Here is a 2,006-nt window from a genome sequence, read left to right as displayed (position 1 = left end):
GTATGTATTCACCAATAGCTTTGATGATCATATCATCGGTCATTCGCTTTAATTCTATGGTGGAAAACTCCTTCATAATAACTTAAATCTAGCCTTAATGGTGTAAAAACACATCAAATTTAGACAATTATAAGATGATTCCAAAATGTATAATGATGATTGAATGCATCATTAACAGTTATATTTAACATTAATGATGCTTATTTACATCATATATGATTTGTTAAACGGCTATTTTAGCAGCTTTTGTGTGTTTTGTAGATTGTTTGTTTTGTGGTGGTTATTTCCCTATGCAAAAATTACTAAAGATATTTCCCAACAAGTCGTCAGATGTGATCTGCCCTGTGATCTCTCCCAGGTAGTGGAGTGACTGGCGGATATCCATCGCGATGAAGTCGCCTGTGATGCCGGTTTCGAGTCCGTTTAGGGCGTTCATCAATGAAGCATCGGCTTTGGTGAGTGCTTCGTAGTGTCGGCTGTTGGTGACCATGACATCGCTGCTGCTCACTTCCTGTGTCTCGATCAGATCCACGAGTTTATTAGAAAGCTTTTCCACATTCTGATTGTCTTTGGCCGAGATCAGGATCATGTCGTCAAAGTCTTTGTATTGTGCTCTGACCATTTCCTCGTCTTTTTGATCAATTTTGTTTCCAACCAGCAACAGTTTTGCTCCGTTGCGTGATAATGGTTCTTCCAGCTCTTTGATGACATCGCGCAGAGTAGAAGGAGTGAAGGTGTTCACGTCAAACATATACACCACAATGGCGGCTGTCTCAATTTGTTCGAGCGTTTTTTTCACACCAATTGCTTCCACTTCATCCTTTGTTTCTCGGATTCCGGCTGTGTCGATGAAACGGAAAATAACTCCGTTCAAAACAGCTTCATCTTCAATTGTGTCGCGCGTTGTTCCCTCGACTGATGATACAATGGCTCGCTCTTCTTTTAGGATTTGATTGAGTAAAGTACTCTTTCCGGCATTGGGTTTCCCGGCAATAACGACCGGAACTCCGTTTTTGAGGACATTCCCAACTTTAAACGACTCGATTAATCCCTGCGCCAGCTTGTGGACTTTCAAAATGAGATCTTTCAACTCTGACCGATCGGCAAATTCCACATCTTCTTCGCTGAAATCGAGTTCGAGTTCTATCAGACTGGCAAAATTGATCAGTTCTTCGCGGAGTTTGCCTATTTCGCTCGAAAAACCACCTCTCATCTGTTGCATGGCGAGTTTGTGGGAAGCTTCACTCTCGCTGGAAATGAGGTCGGCAACGGCTTCGGCCTGACTCAAGTCCATTTTCTTGTTCATGAAGGCTCTGAGCGTGAATTCGCCCGCATTGGCTGAACGTGCACCACGATCGAGCAACAGGTTGATGATTTTTTGACGGATAAAAGGTGATCCGTGACACGATAATTCGATTACATCTTCACCGGTATAGGAGTTTGGACCTTTGAATACCGAAACCAGGACTTCATCCACGAGAACATCATCTTCGCGAATAGTGCCAAAGTGAATAGTGTGCGAATCGACTTTATTCAGATCCTTACCCTTGAAAATAGTATTGCAAATTTCAATAGCTTTAGGGCCTGAAATGCGAATAACAGAAATGGCAGCAGGGCCTGATCCGCTCGCGAGAGCACAAATTGTATCTTCAGTGTTGCTGTGCATGATGTAATCGATTCAAATAGAAAATTCAATGTGCAAAATTGCTAAAAACTTGCGGTTCAAGCGACTTTCAGCTATGAGTTTATGGGTTGCGGTACTGGCTCTGACCGTGAGTTGCGCAAAGAAAATTGAAAAAGTCGACAATTATGAAGTGCTGGAATTGCCTGTTGATGGTCAGATCCGGGACTTGCTACCCGAGGGTGATTCCCTCTGGATCGTGGGTGGAGATCACGACTCTCCGTTTTTTCTCAATTATCATATTTCACGAGGAGAGTTTCGAATAATTGAAGTTGGAGACTTTCCTGATATTTATTCGATTTCACGAAATGGAGATGGGTTTTAC

Annotated in this window: 2 protein-coding genes; one reads left to right on the top strand and one right to left on the bottom strand. The window is 42.6% G+C overall.

All coding sequences use genetic code 11. The annotated features are described in order from the left end of the window. Positions 1-280: 280 nt before the first annotated feature. Positions 281-1,666, bottom strand: coding sequence for a tRNA uridine-5-carboxymethylaminomethyl(34) synthesis GTPase MnmE (gene mnmE, locus RI557_RS11605; RefSeq protein WP_310683931.1), 1,386 nt, complete (start codon positions 1,664-1,666; stop codon positions 281-283). A 28-nt stretch (positions 1,667-1,694) separates the two neighbouring features. Here mnmE and RI557_RS11600 point away from each other — a divergent pair. Then, the coding region (locus RI557_RS11600; RefSeq protein ID WP_310683929.1) for a hypothetical protein at positions 1,695-2,006 on the top strand (312 nt) is incomplete at its 3' end.

Source organism: Salibacter sp., assembly GCF_031581065.1.
Lineage (GTDB): Bacteria > Bacteroidota > Bacteroidia > Flavobacteriales_G > Salibacteraceae > Salibacter.
Note: the sequence above shows the minus strand (reverse complement) of the source record. Positions and strands in the feature narration are given on the sequence as shown.

Excerpts from the sequence above, each read along its gene's own strand:
- mnmE (WP_310683931.1), bottom strand. The coding sequence starts at position 1,666 with ATGCACAGCAACACTGAAGATACAATTTGTGCTCTCGCGAGCGGATCA.